Annotated in this window: 22 protein-coding genes and 3 pseudogenes; 20 read left to right on the top strand and 5 right to left on the bottom strand. The window is 55.1% G+C overall.

Features of this window, described 5'->3' with window-relative positions; translation table 11 throughout:
• Positions 1 to 29 precede the first annotated feature (29 nt).
• The 6 genes and pseudogenes from OMP40_RS12465 (at position 30) to OMP40_RS12485 (ending at position 2,750) form a co-directional block, all read left to right on the top strand.
• A complete protein-coding gene (locus OMP40_RS12465; RefSeq protein ID WP_277531711.1) occupies positions 30 to 332 on the top strand; it encodes a hypothetical protein in 303 nt (100 codons plus the stop codon).
• A gap of 715 nt (positions 333 to 1,047) precedes the next feature.
• On the top strand, positions 1,048 to 1,266 hold the full coding sequence (locus OMP40_RS41565) for a helix-turn-helix domain-containing protein (RefSeq protein WP_420871966.1): 219 nt from the start codon (positions 1,048 to 1,050) through the stop codon (positions 1,264 to 1,266).
• Between the two features lie 258 nt (positions 1,267 to 1,524).
• Positions 1,525 to 1,795 (top strand): annotated as a pseudogene (locus OMP40_RS12470) (group-specific protein).
• Positions 1,796 to 1,810: 15 nt separating this feature from the next.
• Positions 1,811 to 2,146, top strand: a complete 336-nt coding sequence (locus OMP40_RS41570) for a DUF771 domain-containing protein (protein ID WP_459076909.1) — start codon at positions 1,811 to 1,813, stop codon at positions 2,144 to 2,146.
• Between the two features lie 23 nt (positions 2,147 to 2,169).
• A complete protein-coding gene (locus tag OMP40_RS12480) occupies positions 2,170 to 2,499 on the top strand; it encodes a helix-turn-helix domain-containing protein (RefSeq protein ID WP_277531713.1) in 330 nt (109 codons plus the stop codon).
• Positions 2,496 to 2,750 (top strand): helix-turn-helix domain-containing protein, encoded by a 255-nt coding sequence (locus tag OMP40_RS12485; protein ID WP_277531715.1) that lies wholly within the window; start codon positions 2,496 to 2,498, stop codon positions 2,748 to 2,750. Before OMP40_RS12480 ends, OMP40_RS12485 begins: the two co-directional genes overlap by 4 nt.
• A gap of 165 nt (positions 2,751 to 2,915) precedes the next feature.
• Here OMP40_RS12485 and OMP40_RS12490 read toward each other — a convergent pair whose 3' ends face one another.
• From OMP40_RS12490 to OMP40_RS12505, 4 genes are all read right to left on the bottom strand, one after another.
• Positions 2,916 to 3,212 (bottom strand): hypothetical protein, encoded by a 297-nt coding sequence (locus OMP40_RS12490; RefSeq protein ID WP_277531717.1) that lies wholly within the window; start codon positions 3,210 to 3,212, stop codon positions 2,916 to 2,918.
• A 492-nt stretch (positions 3,213 to 3,704) separates the two neighbouring features.
• Complete coding sequence (locus OMP40_RS12495) at positions 3,705 to 3,899, bottom strand: hypothetical protein (RefSeq protein ID WP_277531719.1); 195 nt, start codon at positions 3,897 to 3,899, stop codon at positions 3,705 to 3,707.
• A gap of 882 nt (positions 3,900 to 4,781) precedes the next feature.
• Positions 4,782 to 5,027 (bottom strand): hypothetical protein, encoded by a 246-nt coding sequence (locus tag OMP40_RS12500; protein ID WP_277531720.1) that lies wholly within the window; start codon positions 5,025 to 5,027, stop codon positions 4,782 to 4,784.
• The gene (locus tag OMP40_RS12505; RefSeq protein ID WP_277531722.1) at positions 5,005 to 5,535 is read right to left on the bottom strand and encodes a hypothetical protein; all 531 of its coding nucleotides are present in this window, start codon (positions 5,533 to 5,535) and stop codon (positions 5,005 to 5,007) included. The genes OMP40_RS12500 and OMP40_RS12505 overlap by 23 nt, the downstream gene beginning before the upstream one ends.
• A 319-nt stretch (positions 5,536 to 5,854) precedes the next feature.
• On the opposite strand from OMP40_RS12505, the gene OMP40_RS12510 reads away from it, so the two are divergent.
• The 6 genes and pseudogenes from OMP40_RS12510 (at position 5,855) to folE (ending at position 10,631) form a co-directional block, all read left to right on the top strand.
• Complete coding sequence (locus OMP40_RS12510; protein WP_277531724.1) at positions 5,855 to 6,451, top strand: DUF402 domain-containing protein; 597 nt, start codon at positions 5,855 to 5,857, stop codon at positions 6,449 to 6,451.
• Entirely contained in the window at positions 6,448 to 7,032 is a 585-nt protein-coding gene (gene lepB / locus OMP40_RS12515) for a signal peptidase I (protein WP_277531726.1), read from the top strand. The genes OMP40_RS12510 and lepB overlap by 4 nt, the downstream gene beginning before the upstream one ends.
• 87 nt (positions 7,033 to 7,119) lie before the next feature.
• Positions 7,120 to 8,285 (top strand): annotated as a pseudogene (queG, locus tag OMP40_RS12520) (tRNA epoxyqueuosine(34) reductase QueG).
• Between the two features lie 281 nt (positions 8,286 to 8,566).
• Positions 8,567 to 9,586 (top strand): HD-GYP domain-containing protein, encoded by a 1,020-nt coding sequence (locus OMP40_RS12525; RefSeq protein ID WP_277531728.1) that lies wholly within the window; start codon positions 8,567 to 8,569, stop codon positions 9,584 to 9,586.
• Positions 9,587 to 9,744: 158 nt separating this feature from the next.
• The gene (locus OMP40_RS12530) at positions 9,745 to 9,975 is read left to right on the top strand and encodes a YneF family protein (RefSeq protein WP_277531730.1); all 231 of its coding nucleotides are present in this window, start codon (positions 9,745 to 9,747) and stop codon (positions 9,973 to 9,975) included.
• Positions 9,976 to 10,036: 61 nt separating this feature from the next.
• Positions 10,037 to 10,631 (top strand): annotated as a pseudogene (gene folE / locus OMP40_RS12535) (GTP cyclohydrolase I FolE).
• 74 nt (positions 10,632 to 10,705) lie between these two features.
• On the opposite strand, the gene OMP40_RS12540 reads toward folE, so the two are convergent.
• Positions 10,706 to 11,458 carry a GNAT family N-acetyltransferase gene (locus OMP40_RS12540; protein WP_277531731.1) on the bottom strand — a complete coding sequence of 251 codons (753 nt, stop codon included), beginning with the start codon at positions 11,456 to 11,458 and terminating at the stop codon, positions 10,706 to 10,708.
• Between the two features lie 208 nt (positions 11,459 to 11,666).
• Between OMP40_RS12540 and OMP40_RS12545 the strand changes: the two genes are divergently transcribed.
• From OMP40_RS12545 to OMP40_RS12580, 8 genes are all read left to right on the top strand, one after another.
• Positions 11,667 to 12,743, top strand: coding sequence for a Gfo/Idh/MocA family protein (locus OMP40_RS12545; RefSeq protein WP_277531733.1), 1,077 nt, complete (start codon positions 11,667 to 11,669; stop codon positions 12,741 to 12,743).
• A gap of 200 nt (positions 12,744 to 12,943) precedes the next feature.
• Positions 12,944 to 13,264, top strand: coding sequence for a hypothetical protein (locus OMP40_RS12550; RefSeq protein WP_277531734.1), 321 nt, complete (start codon positions 12,944 to 12,946; stop codon positions 13,262 to 13,264).
• A complete protein-coding gene (locus OMP40_RS12555) occupies positions 13,233 to 14,573 on the top strand; it encodes a sensor domain-containing diguanylate cyclase (RefSeq protein ID WP_277533143.1) in 1,341 nt (446 codons plus the stop codon). The genes OMP40_RS12550 and OMP40_RS12555 overlap by 32 nt, the downstream gene beginning before the upstream one ends.
• 224 nt (positions 14,574 to 14,797) lie before the next feature.
• The gene (locus OMP40_RS12560; RefSeq protein ID WP_277531737.1) at positions 14,798 to 15,628 is read left to right on the top strand and encodes a lectin-like domain-containing protein; all 831 of its coding nucleotides are present in this window, start codon (positions 14,798 to 14,800) and stop codon (positions 15,626 to 15,628) included.
• Positions 15,629 to 15,674: 46 nt separating this feature from the next.
• Complete coding sequence (locus OMP40_RS12565) at positions 15,675 to 16,778, top strand: hypothetical protein (RefSeq protein ID WP_277531738.1); 1,104 nt, start codon at positions 15,675 to 15,677, stop codon at positions 16,776 to 16,778.
• 28 nt (positions 16,779 to 16,806) lie between these two features.
• Positions 16,807 to 18,906 (top strand): hypothetical protein, encoded by a 2,100-nt coding sequence (locus OMP40_RS12570; protein ID WP_277531740.1) that lies wholly within the window; start codon positions 16,807 to 16,809, stop codon positions 18,904 to 18,906.
• On the top strand, positions 18,836 to 22,042 hold the full coding sequence (locus tag OMP40_RS12575) for a cadherin-like beta sandwich domain-containing protein (protein WP_277531741.1): 3,207 nt from the start codon (positions 18,836 to 18,838) through the stop codon (positions 22,040 to 22,042). The genes OMP40_RS12570 and OMP40_RS12575 overlap by 71 nt, the downstream gene beginning before the upstream one ends.
• On the top strand, positions 22,014 to 23,183 hold the full coding sequence (locus tag OMP40_RS12580) for an S-layer homology domain-containing protein (RefSeq protein ID WP_277531742.1): 1,170 nt from the start codon (positions 22,014 to 22,016) through the stop codon (positions 23,181 to 23,183). The genes OMP40_RS12575 and OMP40_RS12580 overlap by 29 nt, the downstream gene beginning before the upstream one ends.
• Positions 23,184 to 23,327: the final 144 nt, after the last annotated feature.

Consider the following 23,327-nt stretch of genomic DNA (forward strand, 5'->3'; position numbering starts at 1 on the left):
CTTTGGAAAAATGGCAAAGGATGACGATAATGCGAAAGTATGTAATCGGCGCATTGGTCGGGGCCGCATTGATGTTCGGTATTCAAGCAGGCGCGACCGCCGTTCTGACGGGCTCGAAGGTGGCCGGGACCAAGGAAGTCACTTTAGGCGGTCAGGCTATTGGCCAGGCGGCAATTATCAATAATACAAGCTATCTGCCAGTCAGGGCGCTCTCTGACGCTCTGGGTCTGCAGATCGACTTGGCAGGGGGGGAAGATCGATTTGACTACTCCAACGACACCTCAGCCGACGCCTTCGAGCGGACCGGCCGCAACGCCTGTACCTACGGATAATCAATACACTGCTGCTGAAATAGATTTTGCGATTACTGAGAAAGAATCAAGAATAAAGCTATATTCCGAACTCTCTAAGAAGTACGCCGATGAAGGAAATAAGGAATCAGCTAAATCATATGCGGACATGGCTGAGCAACAAAAGGCCGAGCTCGCCATCTGGCAGCAACGCAAAGCCGAACTGCAATCGCAATCAAACATGGCGCCGCAAGTTATAGACGTTATATTCACTGGGTAATAATCCACAACATATCCCTATGATGACACCGCCGGATGCGTTCCGAACGGTGTTTTTTTTCTGTAAAACATTGTCGTATTATGGAAGATGGTGTATAATTACCTGGAAGTTAAGGAGGCGTGATTGAGTGGCTGTTGCACAACCAAAATGTCCGGATTGTGGGATTATAGGTCGAGAACACATCATATCTGAAGAAAGTATAGAAAAAACTATACTCGGAAGTGAATGGTTTAATATCGTATTTTGCGATTCATGCGGGCATGTATACGGTGTATTCACAAGAAATAGTTCCTAGTCCTACTGTTTGCCTATAGACAAAGATAATCATAGCGCCCACTTGGGTGCTTTTTTATTTGCATTCAAGATGAAGAAGGAAATGCGGCGAGGTGTAATAACCTGAACAGTTGACGATGCTATTAATAATGAAACATCTGATAAAAAGCCAAAGAGTAATTGGACCGGCACAAGGAAGGAGTTGTGATATTGGAGGATCTGCCAAACATCCTAACTGCTCAGGACATATCAAAATATTTACGTATTGGTCGTAAGAGGGTTTACGAACTGATGACGCTGTCTCCAGACCACGGAGGCATACCCTCGTTTTCTATTGTTCGATCGCGCAGGGTTGAGCTTGCGGAGTTCGAAAAGTGGATTGAAGATCGAAAGCGTGAGCAAACGAATCGCTTCGATCAGTAAAAGACTCATATCAAGTAGTGTGCACGCTTGCACATGCAGAACAAAGGGATGTCCAAAGGTGCAAAGACGTGGGAAGAAAACGTGAACGACCTCAACTTAAGATTATAGGCCACTTCATTAATATCGGCGGGGAACTGGTGGAGATTGATCCACGCAAGGTCGGCAACCCAGATCGATGTAAGCAGGTAATAGCAGAGGTATTCACCGGTAACAAATACCGGATCGTCGATAAAAACGGGAATGAGGATGATGGTACCTCTGATAGAAGTTAAAGTCGATGAAGTGGAAGCTCGGAAGATGATACTCCTTCGGATCGCTGAACTTGTTCGAGAAGTTGATGCAGAGTACGTATTCTGGGACGCCGCGGAACTTAAAAAAACGGACCTGCATGAGCTGGAATACGATTCAAACTTATTTTTTCTTCGATACTCGCTTCATAAAACGAAAGATTGGAGGCAAATGGTACTTTCCTGCGAAAGATACCAGAGAGTTCTTAAGAATATGGTTGCTTGAGCAGCCCAAGTCATGAGGAGTGCTTCCCGACATGCAACAATTTGAACTTCAACTCTCCATAAAAATCCCGCCGGAGTATGTGCTTATCAAACAGGTCCAGTTCGAGGATTTACATAGGCAGGAGCTCGCAGGCGTTTACTGGAACATGAATGATCTCGAACACCGGATCCGGCGCAAGAGTGACTGGATCAAGACCAATATCCTCTATCCTCCACGGTTTCGGAGAATCTTAGATGCTTCTGAGGGCGGCTTTGTTTTTTTATCCCCCAAGCCCAAGGTCAGCCTTGGGCATTTCAAGCAAATAAGATGGCAGAATTCTTGGACCGGAGATTTGGTCAGATATTTAATCCGTAAGTTCAGTCCATAAAGCGGACAGAGAAAGGCGGAATAATGAGAGAAGTTGAAGTAACAGGGACAGCCCACCTGCAGCTCAAGATTAATATTCCAGCGGATTACGTGATTATTAAGAAAGAGGAGCTAGAGGAACTAAGAAGGATTGCTGCAGAAGCAAGGTCGGCCGCATCGGAGGAAAAGGACGAGATTCCACCAACCTTAACTATGGAACAAGTAGCCCGTTATCTGGGTATCGGGCGAACAAGAGTATTTCACTTGATTAAGAGCGGCGAACTCAGCTCATACAAAATTGGAAAGTCACGAAGGGTGAGGCGAACTGATTTATTGGAGTTTGAGAAGCGATTAAGAAAAGGAGTGATGCAATGATGACAGTGGATGAATTACCTGATGTATTAACGGCGCCAACTATCGCCAAACACCAAGGGTGCTCTGCTCAAACGATTTATGTATTGTTTCGCAAAAGTCCGGCTGCTGGCGGGATCCCGAGTTACCAGTTCGGGCGATCCAGGCGAGCACGTAAAGAAGATTACCTTAAATGGCTTGAAGAAAGAAGGAACGAGCATAATGAGCAATTCGCGGCGACAGACGGAATGGTTTTTCAACGGAAATGGTCTTGACCCTTTATTTCCTAAGATTTACGCGATGTGATCGATGGAACAGTCCGGGGATTTCAGTTTCTCGGACTTTTTTAGTTTGCAGTACGATTGCCATCTTTAGGTGAAGATACTTATGATGCTTTAATTTCATCCAACAAAAAAAACGCCTTAAGGCGTTTTCTTGAATTAGCTATTAAGATCACTGAATGCATCCCATGCTTCATCCTGCTTTTCTTTGTTCTCCACAGCCACTTCCAATATTGCGAGTAGCGTCTCGTACTTAGAAGCAGAATTTGTTCCTCGAGTACGGTAAGCTTCCGTTGCCTCCGCAGCAATCGTAGTGCCGTTAAAATTTTGTTCAATGAAGAGTGACGTGGCGGCTGCCCATTTTTCAAAATCTGGACCAGTAATCATTCTTCCATAACCGCCTTCTCTTACCTGTCCGGCCAATTGCTTTCCTTGCTCTATGAGTTGTCTCGACATGTTTCTCCCCTCCTTCCTCTTAGACCCATAATATACCATGGATTCTAATCGAATCAAGATTTAGTCAGAATTCAAATTGTATGTAAGATAGAGTTTTTATTTGGGAGTTAATTCAATGATGTTGTACTCTTTCTTGCTGGTCCAAAGTTCCGTTTCTAAACCACTTACTCAGAAATATTTCCTTTTTTGCTAAATTCCACGAATTTCTCGGAGCCAGAATATCCAAGCTTGTATTGGATGTAGAGTTTTCTTTTCTTTCCACTCGAAAGCTTATAAGAAATTTCAAATGGCCTCAGGCCATGAAGCATAAAAGCATTCATATCATCGAGAACGTAGTTATAAGTGGCAGTGGGCGTCATATCTGCTAAGCCTCTGGCTTTGAATTGAGTATATTCATTCCAAGTTTTTGATGAAAGAAAACGCCGATCTTCAATTTGGGTTTTACGGTAATAAGCTGAAACACTTACATCAAATGCGGTTCCGGGCCCAGAATTATAAATTATAAATTATAAGCGTTATAGTATTCGAACCATCAATGTCTAATCTAAGATCAATTACCCTTAAACGGGTTTCAGCAGAAGCTTTTAGACCACGTTTAGAAATTACAAGAGCATAAATAGCGATCAATAAAGCAGCAGTAGCAGCGATGGCTTGTATCCAATCTGTTAGTGAGGGGTTACTTGTCATGAATTCACCATCCATTCGTAAGCGTGCGCAAAAGCATTATATAATAAATGGTATTATTATCCTATATCTATATTTTAATAGAACTACCTTTTATGATACATAATCTAAAATGTTTGAAATCCCATTGAATAAAATCCGGATCTGTGAGTATTATAAGAACATACGTTCTGTTTGGAGGCGGTCAGAATGGACGTCACGAAGTACATTAGTCGAGAAGTTGTATGATCTATGAGGAATCAGCAGGGCAACTTTACGCAACGCCCAATTAAGGTAATCGCTGTGACCGACAATAAGGTATCTGCCTACGACCTATCTAAGCACGCACCACGCAGTCTTCACGCCGATCGTATCTTAGCCTGCCGGCCGCTGCCGATCCAGGAGCGTGACATCTCATGAGCGCACCAGCGGAGGACCTGCAACTCATCCAAGATCACGTTGAGATCTTGACACTTATGGAGTTAGCCCGTAAGCAGCATGAGGAGGCGACCGGTACACGAGCAGCTATCACAAAGCTTGTAGGCAGCTTCCTACAAGGAGAACTCGAGCGCTCGCTCGGCAGACTTAAGGAACGCCGTCTTTGGGTCAAGGAGACGCCGGAACGCTCCGGGCTAAAGTTAATCTTTACATATTCTATAGCCGGCCGACGGGGGGTTATATGAGGTCGAGAGAGCCACATTACGCGCATATATGACGGAGAGGGTAGAGGATTACTCGGACCTAATCATTAAGGTACAGATTCCACGGTTGCCGATCGAGGTCAAATATCCTGACTTCACAAAGGGTTATAATAAGCAGCGAAGCCCTAGTGATTAAACTAAGGCTTCGTTTGCTGGCTTACTGTAAATAGAACCAGGGGCTTAATGGTAAATGAACTTTTATTAGTCAAGGATAATGGGGAAATCTTCGTTCTTTTTCAAGTAATCCAAAAGCTTCGTCATAAAAATGCATAAACGCTAGAGAAGTAATTGCAAAAAAATTAAAGAAGAAATCGTTAGGATGTTCAGTATGAGCAAAGTCTTTGTTATATCTCACAACTGCAATTTTATTTATTGATGAACCCATAAACATCCCCAGGCTATTCGGATGACAAAACTCAGAGAGATCATCATAGGATTCTTGAAAATACATAATACCTTTGCTGCTTATTTTTTTTAAACTCATGGTCGGCAGCTTGAATAAAGGACATTACATTCACGGGGTCAGGAATCCGCTCGATTTCAACACCTTCCAAATTACTTTTTGTCTTTATTCCTAGATTTAGCCTTCCTAATGATTCATCAATCTGTTCATAAGTAATGACTCCATTATAAAAATTCTTTAGCTTTTTAAGGAAATACGCTATCCCCCCGGTAACTTCAAAATGCGCTCGCGTGGTTAATGCGGAAAGGATCGGATTGTCCGATTCAACCGAAACGAAGAAACCATCCACTAGTGATCGTGATCTAAATAGGCACATCTGAAGATAATGAAGACCATTTTGCCCCAATAAGCGTGATGGTCTTTCTGGAAGTGGTTTGTGTTTCTTTATATATCTTTCTTCATGGAATGAAACTAAATCCTCTAACAGTCGAGTTTCAATTTCATTTCCACTCGATAAGAGCATGGACGTTAATTTTTCTGGAATGATCAGCTTCACTGATTTCGCCTCGCTTTAAAGTAAGAAGGAGTTGCTTCACAAACACATTACCATTAGGAATATTGTGCAAACAATTACTTTTTAGCTAATCCCTCAAATGCTTTTAGAGCTACCTTATTCAAACCCTTAATGTTGTCGCAAACTTGTTGCAAAAAATTGTTGCTAAAGGCACGTAAACGGTCGTAAATTAGGATAAAGGAATAACAGGCATTCGGAAAATCCTTTAGTTTATGCGTTTCCTGATAATCGGGTATAATGAAAAAAGCGACAAGGACTATTCTTATATTATCTTAAAAGGTTCTACGGCAGGGGGCTTGGCATGGAGCGCATCGGCGGCTTAATATCTACATCTATATACGAGAGCTGTACGATCAAGAGCTTTAAGCACAACGGCTCGCTCCACCGCATGTGGCTCGAGAACTGGAAGGTGCCGGAGGGCAGGCTCCATCCCGCGCATCGGGACGCGGGCATCATGGTATACGTGAACGACCATACGCCGATTCGCGAAGCCGACGGCAAAGAATGGATCAGCCGGGTTCCGGCCGTTTCTTTTTTTCTGCCGGGCGAATGGTTTAACGTCGTGGCGCTGCTGGAGGACCGGGGCGTGCGTTATTATTGCAATGTAGCGTCTCCGCCCTATCGTTACAACAACGTGCTGACCTATATCGATTACGACTTGGACGTCGTGCTCCTGCCCGGGGGATCGGTGCTCGATCTGGACCGGGACGAATACGACAAGCATAAGGAAGAATACCGCTACAGCGCGTCCGTTCGCGGGCAGGTGGAGGACGGGCTGCGCGCGCTGCACGAGCGCGTGGCGACGTTCGGACAGCCGTTCGGCGACGAGGAAGCCAGACGTTACTATCGCGAGTGGAGAGACAGCCCCCAGGCGAAGGAGAATGAGTCATACCCATGAAGCAGACATCCGGCATCCCTCAGCCAGGCAGATCCCGCTCCGTCAAGCCCGAATCCGTCTGGCGTCGCGAGCTGTGGGAGTGGCTGCGCGCCCTGGGCATCGCGTTTACGATCGTCATCCTGCTGTGGGCGTTCGTATTCAGGCTGTCGACGGTCAAGGGCGAGTCGATGGAGCCGACGCTGTACGAGCACGAATGGCTATTCGTCAACAAGGTCGCCTACGAGCTCGGTCAGCCGAAGGCGGGCGACGTCGTCATCCTGAAGGATCCGAGCGACGGTCCGGACAAGAAGAAGTTTCTCGTCAAGCGCATCATCGGCATGCCCGGCGATACGGTCGAGGGCAAAGGCGGACAGCTGTACGTGAACGGCGAGCTGCGGGTCGAGCCCTATACCGATAGTTCCATAGAGGACGGAGATTTCGGACCGATCAAGGTCGAAGACGGGAAATACTTCATTATGGGAGACAATCGTCGTTTGGGCGCGAGCAAGGACAGCCGTACCTTCGGAGAAGTGCCGAAGTCGCTGCTGCTCGGGCGGACGGAGTTCATCATGTGGCCGATCGTACGCTGGAAGCGGCTGTAGCGCGAGGAGGGAGACCTGACGTTGGATAAACAGGGCGTCGCGGCGCCGAGCCGCAGCCCCGCCTATTGGTCGTCGTTGAAAAGGGATATGCTCGGGGCGGCGAAGTCGCTCGGCATCGACCGGATCGGCGTGACGTCGGCCGAGCCTTTCCCGGAGCTGCGGGAGAGGCTCGCCGCGCATCGGGCGCTCGGCTACGAGTCGGGCTTCGAGGAGCCGGACCTGGACAAGCGGACGCAAGCCGTCCTTGTTGTTCGAGGCGCCCCGCTCGATCGTCGCGATCGCGGTCGCCTATCCGTCGAAGCTAAAAAATCCGCCTGTCTCGGAGCCTGGCGCGCGCCGCGGTATTTTGTCCCGCTCGGCATGGGGCGAAGATTATCATCGCGTGCTCGGCAGGCGGCTCGAACGGCTGGCCGAATGGCTGGCGGAGCGGGCGCCTGAGCTCAGATGGCTGTCCATGGTCGACACCGGCGCGCTCTCCGACCGGGCGGTCGCCGAGCGCGCCGGTATCGGCTGGAGCGGCAAAAACTGCATGATCATGAACGACGAGCTCGGCTCTTGGATGTACCTCGGCGAGATGATCACGAATTTGCCGCTGCCGCCGGACGCGCCGCTTCTGGATCAGTGCGGGGACTGCACCATTTGCATCGATGCCTGTCCGACGGGCGCGCTGGTCGGCCCCGGGCAACTGAACGCCCAGAAGTGCATCTCCTACTTGACCCAGAGCAAAGGTCTGCTGGACGAGGAAGCGATGGTCAAGATGGGCAATCGCCTCTACGGCTGCGACACCTGCCAGATCGTATGCCCGATCAACCGGGGCATCGATTCGCGGCATCAGGCCGAGACGCTGCCGGATCCGGAGGTCGCGAAGCCGCTGCTTCTTCCGCTGCTGCAGATGGGCAACCGCGCGTTCAAGGAGACGTTCGGCGCGAGCAGCGCCGCCTGGCGCGGACGCAAGCCGATCCAGCGCAATGCGCTGATCGGGCTCGGCAACTTCCGCGACGAGGCGTCCGCCGGCGACGTCGCCCGCGTGCTGCGCGAGGATCCGCGCTTCGAGCTGCGCGCGACGGCAGCCTGGGCGCTTGGGCGCATCCGCGGGGGAAGTCGCGCAGGCGGCTCTGGCCGAGGCGGCCGAGGCCGACGCGGACGAGCGCGTCCGCGCGGCGGCGAGCAGGGCCCTTGCCTCGCTCGCGGAGCCGGCGCCGAAGCGGAGCGGGCGCAGGAAGGACGGAGAGAGTACCCAAGACCGTGACTAAAGACCAGGGTGAAGACGACCCTCTACCGTGCAATAGCGATAGAGAGGCACATCTTCTCGTTCCCGCCTATCGCGCAAAAAGGGTTTTCGTCCGAAACGCACTGAACCTCGCTCAATGAGTCCGCGACACGGTTCCCGTCGCGGATTTTCTTTTTTTTATTGCGGTCAAGCGCTTGCATGCCAATCTTTATTTGCTATAACCGGCGGCCGACGGCTAATATATTCATATAGGAAGAAAATCCAGCCTATCACGTCAGGCGCATCCACGGGAGAGCATGGGATATGAAGCTGGTTGATATCGATAATCTCGAACCGGGGCAGTTGCTCGGCAGGACGCTCTTTTCGGAAAACGGCACGGTGCTTCTGTCGGCAGGCGTTCAACTGACCGTATTCATGATCAGCACGCTCCGCAGGCTCGGGGTGCCGATGGTCTATATCTCGGAGCCCGGCGCGCCGGAGATTCAGTTGGACGAGGTGCTGTCGGAGCAAACCAAGCAGGCGGTTATCTCGCAAATGTCCGCCACCTTTAACGCGCTTCGCTCCGGCAAAGAATTCAGCGCGAGGGCGATCAGCCTGTCCGTCGATCAACTGATGGACGACGTGCTGCGCAATCAGAACGTACTCGTTCAGCTGTCGGATATACGTACCGCGGACAACGCCTTGTATTTGCACAGCATGAACGTCTGCATGATGGCGACGATGGTCGGCGCCAACATGGGCTTCAATATGCTGCAGTTGAAGGAGCTCGCGATCGGCGCGCTGCTGCACGACATCGGCAAGCTGGGGGCGACGGGCCCGGAGGAAGGACGGACCCATCACGCCTGGCGAGGCTTCGAGCTGCTCAAGCTGAAGCGCGAATACAGCCTGCTGACCGCCCACGTCGCTTTTCAGCACCACGAGGCGCCGGACGGGAGCGGCGAGCCCCGCGGCATATCCGGCGAGGAGATCCACGCATACGCCAAGATCACCGCGGTCGCCAATATCTACGACAATCTCGTGCACGGCGCGGGCGAGCTTCCCCGCCTGCAGCCGCACGAGGCGATCGAGCGGCTGCACGCGCTATCCGATACGACGCTCGACCGCGAGATTCTCATCGAATTTCTGAAGATCGTGTCGGTCTACCCGAACGGCGTCTCGGTGAGACTGTCCAACCGGCTGATCGGTATCGTCGTGGCTCAGCACAGAGGATTGCCCGGCCGGCCGATCGTACGCGTCATCGCCCGCGAGGGCGAATCTTCCGCAGCTCGCGAGCTGGATCTGGCGAGGCTGCCGACGCTGTTCATCGAGGCGGTCATCAATTGACTTTGCGCGCGGGCGACGGCTTAGCCGCCACGGGGGGTGCGCCGGCTGGCCGACGGGTTGATTCGCCGGCGGGGCTCATGCTATTATAGGCTGGCTGTCCCGCAGAATCGCGCGGATCGCAGACACGCATTTATGCGTACAATTTGGAGGTAGGGCAGATGAGCTTTTGGGATATTCTGATTCCGGTTCTGACGTTGATCGTCGGACTTGTGCTGGGCTTCCTCGGCGGCGTATTCTATCTGCGCAGCCAGATGACGAAGATGCAGAACAATCCGGACATGCTGGCCAAGATGGCCAAGCAGATGGGTTACAATATGAACAAGCAGCAGCTTCAGAAGGCGCAGCAGATGATGAAAAACCAGAATCAAAACGTTAAACCCCGCAGATAATCGACAAGCGGCGCGCCGGGATGAACGGGAGCGGCCGCTAAGGACGAAAGAAGGGCGTACGATGGCCGGTCTGAAGGACTATCTGAATACGAACGTTACGAACAACCGCGAACAGGTGGAGCACCATGTCCGCGAGATTCTCAAGCTGATCGGCGAAGACGTGGAGCGCGAAGGCCTGCTGGACACGCCCGCCCGCGTCACGCGCATGTACGAGGAGATTTTCGGGGGGCTATGCGATCGATCCGCGGGATGCGCTCGGCGTCACGTTCGACGAGCAGCACGAGGAGCTCGTCATCGTCAAGGATATCGTGTATTACAGCCAATGCGAGCATCATATGGCGCCGTTCTTCGGCAAGGCCCATATTGGCTACATTCCGAGCGGCAAGATCGCGGGCCTCAGCAAGCTGGCGCGGCTGGTAGAAGCCGTCACGCGAAGGCTGCAGGTTCAGGAGCGCATCACTTCCCAGATCGCCGACATTCTGGACGACGTGCTGAAGCCGAACGGCGTCATGGTCGTCGTCGAGGGCGAGCATCTGTGCATGTGCGCGCGCGGCGTCAAAAAGTACGGGAGCAAAACCGTCACATCGGCGGTGCGTGGACAATTCCGGGGCAGCTCCGCGCTGCGCTCCGAATTTCTCTCATTGCTGAAGGAATAATAAAGGAAGCCGCGTTGCCGGCCGCCGTTCGCGGCCGGTAACGCGGCTTCTTTGCGAATGCGCGGCGGGGCGCATTAAGGCCGGCGCACGCGATACCAATAGTCGTAAAGCTTCTCGTATCCAAGTTTGGCGTACAGTCGCTGCGCGGGCAGGTTGCCGTCCGCGACCTGAAGGTAGCTCGTATGCGCGCCGCGCGATTGACCCCATCGCAGGATCTGTCCGACGAGACGCCCGCCGAGCCCGCGGTTCCGATAGGCGAGGGACGTCGCGATATCGAACAGGCCCAGGTAACCGTCGTCGACGACGCCGATCCCGATCGCGGCGGGAACGTCCCCGGCGCGGAGGAGGAAAAAGGCGCTGACGAGCGGACTGTTCGCCAGCAGGGCCGAAGCGGTCTCCCGCTGCTCCGGGTTGAGCGGCAGGAACGCGGCGGCGGCGGACATCCACGCTTCCGTCGGGCCGGCGTAAACGCTCAGTCCTTCCAAGGGAAGCGTAGACTGAGTCTCGCCAAGCGAGCGGACCAGTACCTGCGAGCGGTCGACCGCGGCATAGCCGTACTCGTCCAGACGGCCGTCCAGGCCGCAAGGCTCGCATAGCGGCGTAATCTTGAATATCGTCGGCAAGCCCGCGCGTCGATACGTTTCCTCGCAGTAGCCGACCATGGCGCGAAGGTCGGCGCCGGTATCGGTCCGCAGCGGCTGCACGGAATTGGAGCGCTTCGTGTACCCCTTCGACTGCCTGAGCAGCCAGCCGTCATGCGCCGTCTGCCGCAAGGCGGGCCAGGCGTTCAGCGCTTTGGTCTCGACGATGCGGATGTCATCGCGCACGGCGCACGCTCCTTCCTGCGGATCGTAATTTCGGTAAGAATAAATATACATAAAAATTTATAAATATGCAAATGAATAAAGCTTACGGCACGGCAAAGCCTAACGCGGATAAGAACTGAGCTAAATCGCTCATCGCCGGTCTAAAGGAATTGGGCTATGATAGCGTTATCGCGAATTTTTTAAAAAAAGCAATCCATTGGAGGCTATCATGGGAAATTCGAATAAAGTCCGCATCGGCCTGATCGGCGCGGGCAACATCGGGAACGTTCACCTTCAGGAGTTCGGCAAGCTGGCAGAGCTCTGCGAGATCGTCGCGATTACGGATACGTATTTGCCGCTGGCGGAAGCCAGGGCCCAGCAGTACGGCATCGAATCGGTCGCGCCGACGCCGCAGGCGCTCATCGAGCGGCTCGACATCGACGCGGTCATCGTAGCCGTGCCGAATCAGAGCCATGCTTCGCTCACGATCAGCGCGCTCGAGCACGGGAAGCACGTGTTGGTCGAAAAGCCGATGGGGCTCGACTCGGCGGCCGCGAAGGATATCGTGCGCGCGCAGCAGAAGAGCGGCAAAACCGTCATGGTCGCCCATCAGATGCGCTGGGAATGGCTCCCGCAGCTCGTAAAGTCGCAGATCGATCGCGGCGAGCTGGGACATATCTACACGGCGAAGACCGGCTGGTACCGGCGCAAGGGCATCCCGGGCTGGGGCACATGGTTCACGCAGCACGGCCAATCCGGCGGCGGACCGCTGATCGATATCGGCGTGCATATGCTCGATCTCGCCTTTTACCTCATGGGCGAGCCGAAGCCCGTGTCCGTATACGGCTCGACGTACGCCGAGTTCGGTCCCCGCAAGAAGGGCATCGGCAGCTGGGGCAAGCCGGATTGGAACGGCATCTACGACGTCGAGGATCTGGCGACCGCGATCATCAAGATGGAGGACGGCTCGTCGCTCACGCTCGAGGTCAGCTGGGCGGTCCACATGGACACCGACAGCACGCCGTTCGTCCACCTGATGGGCTCGGAAGGCGGCGCCTTCCTGAAGGGCAACGAAGGCAAATTCCTCACCGAGCGCTTCGACCAGCCTGTCGACATTCCGCTCATCGCCCCGATCGAGGACGAAGGCGCGCGCGTCAAGCTGAGCCGTCATTTCATCGATTGCGTGCTGACCGGCCAGGCGCCGATCACGTCTGCAGAGACCGGACTGCGCAGCAACCTGATCATCGACGCGATCTACGAATCGTCCCGCAGCGGCGGCGAGGTCAAACTGGACTGGTCGCTGTAATACGCCATCCGCGCGGCAAACTTACGCTTCGCACAACTGCCACAACCATGAACGGAAGCCGACGGCTTCCGCGCATGGTTGTTTTTACTTCAACTATATTGATCTAGCAATGTGTGGTAGAATAATACGGTTAATTGGAATGTTGTCGAAAGCTGTTCCTAATAAACGCGTTCCGCCATTTTAAAGACTGGAGAACGTCCATGCATAGATTAAGGTTTCGGCGGGGAAAGGGGATTCATCTTTCCGTCATCTTCACCGCCGTCGTCGTACTGTCCGTCACCCTGACGGCCGCGCTGAATACGATCGTGGGCTTCGAGGCGCAGAAGGATTCGCTGTCGACCAATACGCTCGAACTGAACCAGATCACGGCCAACGAATTGAGCGTCGCCGTGGATACGATTTTCGACTCCATGACGCAGTCCCTCAACGCGGCGAGCGTCCACTTTTCGAACCCGGAGAACAGAGGCAGGCAGGCAGGCGCCTGGCTGGATCAGAGCAGAGGCAGCACGTCCTTTTTTTAATTCGCTCGCCCTTACGGACGAGACCGGCAAGGTCACCGCCGCGTCGCCGGACAACGGAGACCTCGTGGGGCAGGTGCTGAAGTCGAACGCCTCCAAACAGGCGCTGGCCGAGCGCAAGCCCCTCGTCTCCGAGCCGTACGTGGGCGTCACCAACCGGATGATCGTGCTCGTCAGCGAGCCGATCTTCGACAAGGACGGGACGTATCGCGGGTTCATCAGCGGCACGCTATACCTGCACGACGACAATGTGCTGCAGAAGATACTCGGCAAGCAGGAATCGAATTTGAACGGCTCCTATTATTACGTCGTCGATCATCGGGGCAATATCATTTATCATCCGGACAAGAGCCGGATCGGGGACAACGTCGCGTCGAATCAAGCGGTCGCCGAGATCATGGAAGGCAAAGGCGGTCATATGGAGATCGTCAACACCAAGGGCATTCCTATGCTCGCCGGGTATGCCATCGTGCCGTCCGTGCAGTGGGGGATCATCTCCCAGACGCCAACCGCTACGGTGACGGAAAGTGTCAGAGGCATCGTGGCCCGCATGGCGCTCGTGTCCATGCCGTTCATCCTGCTGCTCGCGCTGCTCGTCATCGGCGTCTCGCACCGGCTTGCCTTTCCGCTCCGCCGGCTGGCGGTGTATGCTTCACTCCTCAACAAAGGGGAAACGGAGAGGGAAAAAGTCCCCGCGCTTCGGATGCGGCATCATCTCATCTACGAAGCCAACGAGTTGAACCGGGCGGTCATCGATGCCTTCCGCGTCATGGGCGACCGGACCGAGGCGCTTTCCCTCGAGGCGCATACGGATGCGCTTACAGGCTTGCACAACAGACGCTTTTTCGATTCGCTGCTCGCGTCGTGGGAGCGCCAGCAGATGCCGTACGCAGTCATCCTTATGGATCTGGATCGCTTCAAGTCCGTCAACGATACGTTCGGCCATCTGAAAGGGGACGAGGTGCTGCGCTTCCTGGCCGCGCGGCTCAACGCGGACCGGCGGGACGGCGACTATGCGTGCCGATACGGCGGCGAAGAGTTCGTCCTGCTGCTTCCTTTCGGGGACAAGGAGCTCGCCTATGAGCTGGCCGAACGCATCCGCGTCGGTCTGATGGCCGAGGAATCGCCGATCGGCAGACCCGTCACGCTGTCGCTCGGCATCGCCGCCTACCCGCTGGACGGCCCGAGCGCGGCCGAGGTCGTGCACTGTGCGGACCTGGCGCTGTACCGGGCCAAGGAGGAGGGGCGGAATCGGACGGTGGTTTACATGGGGGGAGACGGCAAGCGTTTAATTATTTTTTTGGCTTTATAAAAACATAGGACTTTCGGCCTTTCGTTGACATGGCGAAAGGCCTATTTATTCTGCACATTTCTCTTTTTTCTGCGTGAATCTTCCAATTTTTTTTAGTGTTTTTTTAAGTGGTTTTTAATATACTGGGTGAAAAAAGGGGCTTAAGGAGGGGCGGGAAAGAAGTTCGCAAGCGGTTAAGGGCAATAAACAGACGAGTTACAGAGAGGGAGACTATTTTAATGAGGATGTTCACGGCAATCGGCAGCCGGCGAAAAATAGCGGCCGTGCTCGCGTTTTTGCTCATGTTCCAGATGATGCTGTCGGGATTCGCTTCCATCGGGAGTATTGCCCACGCGGCGGACAAGCCGTCGAAGTACATTACGTTTTTGTACACGGATTTTAAGGAAGCGGCTAACCGGCTGTCGTTTAACGGCGCAACCCGATTTATGGATGACGGTTCCTTGCGGCTGACGCCGGCCCAAGGCAGCCAATTCGGCACTGTATTCAACTGGGACAAAGTGTCCCTGCGCGATAACAGTGGCTTCAGTACGTACTTTACATTTAACATGAATGGCGCAGACGGTTCATCCGGCGTGCCGAAAGGCGCGGACGGTCTAGTGTTCGCCGTTCAGACCAAATCGAACAGTGCGGGCAGCCTCGGCGGCGGGATGGGCTTCGAGAACATCCCGAACAGCGTCGGCGTCGAGTTCGATACGTTCGACAACGGACCGTCCCAATGGGGCAGCAACGGCGACCCGAGCAACAACCACGTCGCGGTCGATTTGAACGGCGTCGTGTCCCACGGCAGCAAAGGCGTTTATGCCGAGCCAAACATCGACTTCAACTCGGGACAAGACATCTACGTTTGGATCGATTACAAGACGGCGGACAAGACGCTGTCCGTTTACTACAACAATTCCAGCACAAGACCGGCTCAGCCCAAGCTTACCTATACGGGGCTCGATCTGGCTTCTGTCATCGCTTCCCCCGGATGTATACGTCGGCTTTACCGCCGCGACGGGCAGCGCCTGGCAAAATCACTTTATCAAACAATGGTATTTTACGAACAAATATGATCCGATCGACCTGAACAGCGCCACCTACGTGGAAGCGCCAAGCATCATGTCGGTCAACGCCTCCGTGTACGATTCGGGCAGCAGCGTTCAGACGGCTGTGTATTACAAGGCCGATTTGAATCTGAAGGATTCCAAGAAGAATCCCGGTAAAAATATCGATTTGTTTGTAGAAAACACGAATAATACGACGTTCCTCGATCCCGAAAACGAGTTTGCGCCGCTCTCTTCGCCGCCAGACTTGAAAACGGACGAAAACGGCAACGCGACCTATTACTATACCGCGATCGACCCCTCAAAGCCGATTCCGAGCTATCGGATCTCGACGGAATACGGCGCATATTACGACGTTAAAGTAACAACGCCGCCCCAAGTCGAGACGGGGACACCCACGCCGCTGTATAACGCGGAAAATGCGAACGAGCAGCGGGCCATCGTTCCGGTAAACGTCATCAATAACGGCGGAGCGAGCGCGACTTGGGGCGTCAAGTATAGAGAGAAGAAGGATGACAACAGCGGTGTCTGGCTAAGTGTCGAAGGTACGGTACCTCCTGTTGTGAACTCTTCGGGCAACTACAGCGTAACGCTGGAGCACCTGAAGGAGGACACTTATTACGAGGCTAAAGCTATCGCCACGAATAACAAGGGGACTTCTGAAGGCGATCCGGTGCAGTTCGCCGTTCAAATGCCGATGCCGCAGGACGGCGTCAAGTATTCACGGGTCGGCCCGTCCAAGATCTACTACGAAGATGCGGAGTCCGTGCAGGTTGTCGGCGAGAACCTGTATTGGCTGAAAAAGCGTCTACCCTATACGGATCTTAAAGTGACGATCAGCAAAGGCAGCGATTCGTATGACATTCCGCGCAGCGATATCGAACCGGTCGGCACCTCGGGGCTGAAGATCAAACTGCCCAAGCCTGACGGGAAGACGCTGCCGCTCGGCGTGTATAACGTCGCAATCGAACATGAGTTCTTCGACGACAAAACCTTTACTTCCGCGATCGAACTGACGGACGATAAGGCTTACCGTTCGATTAACTACGACGTCGTAAAGGTAGAAAACAAGTCGATCAGGCGCGACCCGACGGAGGTCGACTTTATCGAGTTGCGTGGTCCGTTCGTCGAAAACGCTTCTGAAAAAAGATGTATTTAGACTTCGCGATGCGAACACGGTAGTAACATTGAACGACAACCTGTTGTTTAAAGGTACTGAATTGGTCGTCGACAAAACCGACCCGACGCACGAAGTGATTCGCGGCAAGGGCAGGTTGTACGTCAACGGCAAAAACACGGTTCCGATTTTGTCGACGTATACCGTTCTCGAAGGCGACTTCGAGCTCGATCCGCAAAACTTCGTATTCAAGCTTCCATCGCTTACCTCCAAAGCGCTGGACTATACCGGCATGAAAATGCCCGTGGATATTACTTCGTTCACCTTCATCAAAGGCGGTATCCGTATCACCGGCAACGCTGATCTCGGCTTCAAGGTCGGCAGCACGAAGATCGGGGCAAGTGCTAAAGTCAATGCGCTAGACTTCATGAAAAACCGCTTTGATTTGGCAGCCGAATTCAAAGCCGGGGCTGACTTCAAGAGCGGTCCGCTCGAAGCGGCCGAGCTGCGGTTCAGTATCGACACCCGCACGCCGGAATTCGGCGTCGGCGCGTCGGCCGAGCTCAAAAAGGCGAAGGTCGGCTTCGACATCGACCTGCTGCTCAAGGACAAGAAGCTCGATTCCATCAGCTTTGCGGTCAAGAAGGAGATCAAGATCGGCTCCACCGGCGCACAGATTACGAAGCTCGGCGGCGGCGTCAGCGGGATGTCTGCGCTTGCAGATACGCCTTTGACGTTCTCCGTCCTGGGCGGCCTGTCCGACTATTTGACGCCTAAGCTCGGCGGCAACTACATGGTCAACGGCAACGATCTGCGCGTCGACCTGTCGGCCAATCACTTCGGCGCATCCGGCAAGCTCGCGATCTACTCGATCAACGTAGCCGGCGTCGACATGTTTATCGTGTTCAATCCGACAGGCTATCGCGGCTACGACCGCGCGGGCTTCGATATGGGCGCGACCGTCAACGTGCTTGACATTCTCGTCGGTCAAGTTGTGGTCAAGTACTTCCAAGGCTCTTCGTTTACCGGCTACGCGAAAACGGCGGTTCAAATCCCGCGTTCGGTACCGCTGGTCGGCGGACAACGTCTCTCCAGCGCGGAAGTCGGCGTCGACTCTTCGCGGTTCAGAGCTGCGCTGTCGGTCATCGGCATCGGCTTCGTCGTGAAGTATCCGTTCGCGACGCGCAGCTTCGACTGGGATGTCGACATGGCTTCCACGCTGAAAAATATCGGCAGCGCGGTCGTAAATACCGGCAAGGCAGTCGTCAATAAAATCAAGAGCTGGTTCTGGTACATCGACCCGAACGGCGCATTCGAATGGACGGGAGCGGACTTCGGCGACGTGCCGGGCGTCGTCGGCGAGAAGCTGTTCAGCCAAAGCGGCATTCGCGCATCGCTCTTGGGAACGTATGTGAAGGGACAGTTCGCGACTGAAGTCACGGAGACGAATCCGACCGTATCGAAGACGGCGGAAGGCAAATTCGCTCACGCTTTTGTCGCAGACGAATCCTACGAAGCGCTTATTGCCGTCAAGGGCGATACGGACGGCCTCAAGCTGATCTCGCCAAGCGGCTCCGAGTACGAGCTCCGCTTCGAGAAGAAGGAAAATAAGGCGCCGAACGCGTATTACGACACGGAAAAAGGCGTGCTCGTCATCGACGCGGCTTTGACGCCGGGCGCTTGGAAGATCGTCGCAGGCTCCAGCCTGGGCGTCACGGTTCACAAAGTTCTGTATACGGGCGATAGTGAAAGCTCGATCGGCGACATCGCCGCCGAACTGAACGGCGCGACCGCCAAGAACCTGGTTCCGCTGGATATCGTCCGTCAAGGCAAGTACCTCGTCGAGATCGTCGGCGGCGCTGCCGATGCTGCGCTGATCAAGGCCGACGGCAGAGTGTACGCGACCGAAGCGAACGAAGCGGACGCGGCATGGAATGTCAAGCGCGACGATGCCGACGGCACGACTTGGATGCTCGTCGAGACGCCGGGCGCCGAACGCTGGTATGTCGATGCGGGCGTAGACGCCAAAGTTAACCTGTACCGCATGCGCGCGGATGCCACGATGAGCGAGACGATGGCATGGCGCGGAGGCTCCGAATTTGCGGCTTGCCGCGAATTTCACGGGTCTCAAGGGCTTCCAGGCTACGCTCGATATTTACGGCGGCAATGAGGACACCAAGCTCTACCGTCCTGACGGCACGCTGTACCCGCTTGAGTTCAACAAGAATTCGTCGGATTGGAACGCGATCTACGACCAGCAGCACGGCGTAGTTACCGCCTTGGTCGACGTGGACAAGGATGGCATCTGGATCGTAAAGTCGGGCGGCTTCACCGATCTGGATGCGATGACCCTGTCGCAAAAGTCGACGATGGCCGATCTGTACGGCCCTGACGCCGTGTATACGTACAATTTGTCCATGATGGAAAAGGGCAAATACTTGCTCGATATCGCCGGAGGCGATCTTGGCACGAAGATTTACGGCACGGACGGCACGGAAATCGCGCTCAACGCGACGCCGGACGCAGCGGGCCGCAACGCGATTCTCGACGACACGGGGCTTAAAGTTACGGTGGACGTCAAATCGACGGGCATGCTTAAAGTCCAAACGAAGGGTTATGCGACGATTCAGCAATATGCGCTGGCGCCGATTCCGCAGGTAGCCAAGCTGACGGCTTCGGCTCAAACGGAGCGCAATGCCTACGAAGTGACCTGGCAAGTCGACAATGCCAAACCGGACACGAAGGTCAGGCTGATCATGGCGAACGATGCCAATGAACCCGTTGGCCAAGTGCTTGCCGACAATCTTCCGGCCTCGGGCATTACTACGGTGACGCTGCCAGCGAACAATCTGCCAGGCGACTACTACCTGGCGCTCGTCGCGGACAGCGAATCGTATGCGCCGGTGTTCAAGACGCTGGAGCAGCCGATCTCTTACAAGGCTTCTCAGATGCTGGCCAAGCCTGCCAATATCAAGGCTGTAGCAAGCGGAGATGCAGGCGTGACGATCAGCTTCACGGACGCAGGTTATGCGAGCACGACCGCATATCGCATCTATCCTGCGGACGCGAACGGCAACGTGGACTATAACGGCAAGTCCTACGAATTCCAGCCGGACCCTGCGCTGGGCGCGAATCAGCGCTTTGTGCTGGCGGGGCTCGATACGGAGCAGACCTACAAGCTGCGCGTGATGATCGTACGCGCAAACTATGAATCCGACGGCGAAACGCTGTCGTCGCTGCTCGTCAGCGAGCTGTCCGATACGGCGGAAGTGTTCCTGCCGAAGCCGAATCCGGCGAAGCTGGACGTATCGTACGAGGCGGGCGATCGCGCGCCGTCGGAGCAGCAGTACTATCCTTACGACGTGAAGGCCGAAGATTTGAACGGCTTGAGCGACGAAGAAAAGCAGGCGCTGCAGCATACGCTTGTCGTGACGGATTCCGATCATGTCGTCGTCCATGTCGATAGCGATCAGGCTGCGACATACAAGCTGTTCAAGGATGATGAGGAAGTCGCGCCGACTGGCGGCGATTCTGCCGCCTTCGATCTTGGCACCTTAAGCGAAGGACAATATCGAATCGAGATTGAGGCGACGAATGCGAGCGGCGATACAAGCCACGGCTACAGCCAGCTGATCGTGGACCAAACGGCGCCGTACCTGTACTTGAAGACGCCGACCAACGGCGCCATCGTCAGCGGCAGCCGCGCACGGCTTGAAGGCGCGACCGAAGCCGGCACCGCGCTGACGGTAAACGGCACCGTCGTGCCGGTCGATGCGATCGGACACTTCGTCTATTACGCGTCGTTCCCTGAAGACGGAGTGCTGCCGCTCGTGCTCGAAGCGACCGACGCCGCGGGCAACAAGACGGTGCACAAGCTGGAAGTGCTCGCCAGCGGCACGGCCGCGGCGGACGAGAAGAACACGGATCTCGCGGCATTCGGAACCGGGGAGGGCGTGCTGGACGCGCCGTTTATCGCGAGCCAGACGACGTACAAGACTTCGATCGACGTGCGCGAAAAGCAAACCCGCGTATGGGCGGTACCGGTCGATAAGGATGCGGAAGTGACAATCGGCGGCGAGCCGGTCGACGAGCAGTTCTCCGCCGTCGTCGACATCTCGAACGGCAGCGCCGTTCAGGCGGTCGTCAAGTCTGGAGGGGCTTCTCAGACTTACAGTCTGAACGTTACGACCGAATCGGGCCTTGCGGGGCTCAAGTCGCTCGAGGCATCCGGTCTGGATGCCGGCGGGGCGGCTTCGGCCGAAGCGATCGAGCTGAGCAAGGATTACGGAGCTCCTTTCGCGGAGAACACGGTCTACTATTCGGCGCAAGTCGAAAATGCGACCGCATCCGTTCGCTTGACGCCGGAAGAAGCTTCGCCGGGGTCGTTGATTCGTATTACGTCCGGTTCGGACGCCCAGCCTCAGATCGAAGCTGTATCCTCCGGACAGCCGTCCAGTCCGATCTCGCTGAACGTAGGTTCTAGCAAGATCACGATCGAGGTGCTGTCGCCGAACGATGCGGCCGCCACGACGAAGGATTGGACGCTCGCCAAGAAATACGTGGTGTCGTTCGACCGCAAGGTCGCATCGGACGCGAGTCTGAAGCAGCTCGCGCTGTCCGGCATCGCGATGACGCCGGGTACGTTCGATAGTGCCGTCCTAGACTACAATGCGCGCGTAGGCGCCAATACGCCGTCGGCCCAGCTGAGCTTCGCGGCTGCGGACGCAACCTCCGTCGTGTGGATTAACGGCACGGCCAAGGGATCTTCCGGAAACGAGGCGCTGACGCTCGCGACGGGCACCAATCGTTTTGTCATTGAAGTGCATGCGGCAGACGGCACGGTCCAGACGTATTCGCTCGTCATTTACCGCGACACGGCATTCAATACCTCGTTGCTGCTGGACGAGCTGTCCGTGAAGGATATGGAACTCACGACCGAGTTCGAGCCGTTGACGAGAAACTACCAGGTGAAGGACAGCACCTACAGCTCAGAAGTCACGGTCACTGCCAAGCCGCAAGTTCCGGGCGCAACCGTGAAGGTGAACGGCAAGGCAACGGACGAGAACGGTACGGCTACCGCGACGCTTGCCGCAGGCCTGAACGCGGTCCAAATCCAGGTGACCTCTCCGGATCAAAAGGAGACCAACCTGTATTCCGTCTCTATCTTGCGCAACGTAGCGGCTTCGGCGCCGACCGATGAATTCGTCGTCAAGATTAATGGTGACGAAAACAACAAGGTCGCGACGGGCAAAAAGTCGGAGGAAAACGGTAAAAAAGGTGCTTCGCGTATCGTTCGTGAAGGATGAACTGAACAAGCTGCTTGCTTCGAGCGCCAGCAAGCCGGTCATCAAGATCAATGCAGGCACGGGAATCGATCGGGTCGTAACGGGCCTGACCGCAGATCTGGTGAAAAACATGCAGCAAAAAGAAGCCATCCTGTTTATCGATACGGGCAGCTCGTTCTATACCCTGCCTTCCGCTGCGCTGGACATCGCGCAAATCATTAATACGTTCGCGCCGGACGATCTGTCGAAGGTTGCGGTATCGATCGATATCAAGCATCCGGGCGAGGATGAGCAGGAGGCCATTCGCAAGAAAGCGGCCAAGACAGGCGCATCTGTCATCAGCATGCCTACGGACTTCAGCGTGACTTATACGTACAACGGCAAGACGATCGCGGCCGATCGCTTCTCGCAGTACGTCGAGCGCGCGATCGAACTGCCTGCCGCTGATGCCGGCAAAGTCACGACCGGGGTTCGCGTCCTGGAGGACGGCAGCCTGTATCACGTGCCGACCTACGTGAAGCGCGTCGACGAGCGCGACTTCGCGGTCATGAACAGCTTCACGAACAGCGTGTACGCCTTGATCGTCAACAAGGCGAGCTTCAAGGATACGGCCGGCAGATGGTCGCAGCAAGCCATCGAGGATCTGGCTTCCCGCACGATCCTGACCGGCACCGGCATCGATAAGTTCGAGCCTGCGCGCGGCGTCACGCGCGCCGAGTTCGCGGCGATGATCGTTCGGGCGCTGGGACTGCCAGCGAAGACCGACGGTGTCTACAACGACGTTAAAGCGGCAGACTGGTATGCACCGTTCGTCTCCGCGGCCAAGTCGTACGGCCTGATCAGCGGCTACCCGGACGGTACGTTCCGTCCGAAGCAGACGATCACGCGCGCAGAAGCTGTCGCCATCATCGGCAAAGCCTGGACGCTGGCGGGCCAAACTGCGGCCGGCGACAGCGACGCGGCGGCGGCATTGGCCGGCATCTCGGACAACGCCGACATTCCTGCTTGGGTACGCCCGGCATTCGGGTCGTCCTTCAAGCTGGGCCTAATCTCGGGCTACGAGGACGGCAGCGTCAAGCCGATGCGTACGGTAACCCGGGAAGAGACCGCAGCGATGCTGCGCAATCTGTTGATCCGATCCGAACTGATTGAATCCAAGTAATTTGTCTTAACCGACGCCTTTCCGGGCTGCTTATCCCGGAAGGGCGTCTTTTATGTTGGAGTATAAGAGAGAGAGTATTAGAGAGTATAAAATTATTGCTTCACTCGCTAACCTGAAGGAGAGATAGCGTAGAAGGTGAGCGGG

Origin of the sequence: Cohnella rhizosphaerae (assembly GCF_029525575.1) — a bacterium.
Classification (GTDB): domain Bacteria; phylum Bacillota; class Bacilli; order Paenibacillales; family Paenibacillaceae; genus Cohnella; species Cohnella rhizosphaerae.

Coding starts and splice junctions, on each gene's coding strand:
- OMP40_RS12465 (WP_277531711.1), top strand. CDS start 30: ATGCGAAAGTATGTAATCGGCGCATTGGTCGGGGCCGCATTGATGTTC.
- OMP40_RS41570 (WP_459076909.1), top strand. CDS start 1,811: ATGCAACAATTTGAACTTCAACTCTCCATAAAAATCCCGCCGGAGTAT.
- OMP40_RS12480 (WP_277531713.1), top strand. CDS start 2,170: ATGAGAGAAGTTGAAGTAACAGGGACAGCCCACCTGCAGCTCAAGATT.
- OMP40_RS12485 (WP_277531715.1), top strand. CDS start 2,496: ATGATGACAGTGGATGAATTACCTGATGTATTAACGGCGCCAACTATC.
- OMP40_RS12490 (WP_277531717.1), bottom strand. CDS start 3,212: ATGTCGAGACAACTCATAGAGCAAGGAAAGCAATTGGCCGGACAGGTA.
- OMP40_RS12495 (WP_277531719.1), bottom strand. CDS start 3,899: ATGACAAGTAACCCCTCACTAACAGATTGGATACAAGCCATCGCTGCT.
- OMP40_RS12500 (WP_277531720.1), bottom strand. CDS start 5,027: ATGTATTTTCAAGAATCCTATGATGATCTCTCTGAGTTTTGTCATCCG.
- OMP40_RS12510 (WP_277531724.1), top strand. CDS start 5,855: ATGGAGCGCATCGGCGGCTTAATATCTACATCTATATACGAGAGCTGT.
- lepB (WP_277531726.1), top strand. CDS start 6,448: ATGAAGCAGACATCCGGCATCCCTCAGCCAGGCAGATCCCGCTCCGTC.
- OMP40_RS12525 (WP_277531728.1), top strand. CDS start 8,567: ATGAAGCTGGTTGATATCGATAATCTCGAACCGGGGCAGTTGCTCGGC.
- OMP40_RS12530 (WP_277531730.1), top strand. CDS start 9,745: ATGAGCTTTTGGGATATTCTGATTCCGGTTCTGACGTTGATCGTCGGA.
- OMP40_RS12545 (WP_277531733.1), top strand. CDS start 11,667: ATGGGAAATTCGAATAAAGTCCGCATCGGCCTGATCGGCGCGGGCAAC.
- OMP40_RS12550 (WP_277531734.1), top strand. CDS start 12,944: ATGCATAGATTAAGGTTTCGGCGGGGAAAGGGGATTCATCTTTCCGTC.
- OMP40_RS12560 (WP_277531737.1), top strand. CDS start 14,798: ATGTTCACGGCAATCGGCAGCCGGCGAAAAATAGCGGCCGTGCTCGCG.
- OMP40_RS12565 (WP_277531738.1), top strand. CDS start 15,675: ATGTCGGTCAACGCCTCCGTGTACGATTCGGGCAGCAGCGTTCAGACG.